At 60.1% G+C, this 278-nt stretch carries 1 protein-coding gene; it reads right to left on the bottom strand.

The window, feature by feature from the left end; translation table 11 throughout:
- On the bottom strand, nucleotides 1–278 hold a 278-nt coding region (locus AAEZ03_RS27100), incomplete at both ends, for a hypothetical protein (RefSeq protein ID WP_350582912.1).

Genomic DNA, 278 nt, shown 5'->3' with positions numbered 1-278 from the left:
CCGCGTGGAACGCCAGTGCTATCACCACGGCTAGGAGCACCAGTGCGCTTGCCTTGATACGGCTTGCCACCTGAACGCTCATTTGGCTTGCCAGATGAATCACGTGGCTTACCTTGATAACCGCTGTCATTGCTAGCGCGTTGACCAGTTGCTGCGCTGTCGCTTGAACGACCACGAGCATTAGCAGGATTGCCTTGATAGCCACCGCCCGCGCGACCACGGCCTTGACCGTTACCGCCGCCACTTGAGCGTCCGCGACCACGGCCACGACCATTACC

Origin of the sequence: Pseudomonas sp. HY2-MNA-CIBAN-0224 (assembly GCF_040310285.1) — a bacterium.
GTDB lineage: Bacteria > Pseudomonadota > Gammaproteobacteria > Pseudomonadales > Pseudomonadaceae > Aquipseudomonas > Aquipseudomonas helleri.
This window is presented reverse-complemented; position numbering and strand designations above follow the sequence as displayed.